This is a genomic window from Helicobacter sp. MIT 03-1616 (genome assembly GCF_000765685.2).
In the GTDB taxonomy this organism is placed as follows: Bacteria; Campylobacterota; Campylobacteria; order Campylobacterales; family Helicobacteraceae; genus Helicobacter_C; species Helicobacter_C typhlonius.
In genome coordinates, this window is sequence record NZ_JROY02000045.1 from 1 (window position 1) to 429 (window position 429).

1 protein-coding gene is annotated in these 429 nt (G+C 31.5%); it reads left to right on the forward strand.

What is annotated here, in order from left to right; translation table 11 throughout:
• Positions 1-429: MraY family glycosyltransferase (locus LS67_RS09510; RefSeq protein ID WP_236096393.1), on the forward strand; the 429-nt coding region annotated here is incomplete at both ends.

Genomic DNA, 429 nt, shown 5'->3' on the forward strand with positions numbered 1-429 from the left:
TGTGCTCTACTTAATGTATATTTGAAAGATTTATCATTAGGATTCACTCTGCCCTATATAATCGGTCTATTTTTTACCACATTTGCACTTGTAGGTGTAAGTAATGCGATGAATATTATTGATGGATTCAATGGTTTGGCAAGTGGTATATGTTTGCTTATATTATGTGCTATTGCTTATGTAGCCTATGATGTGCAAGATATGGAAATATTTTATTGCTCTTTAGCTCTTATTGGAGCAGTTTTTGGATTTTTTGTTTGTAATTTTCCTTTTGGTTATATTTTTTTAGGTGATGGAGGAGCTTATTTTTTGGGATTTATCATAGGTATCTTACTTGTTTTACTCACACAAAGACAAGATTGCATAAGTGCTTTTTTTGGTTTAAGTGTAATGATTTATCCTGTATGGGAAGTGCTTTTTTCGATATGG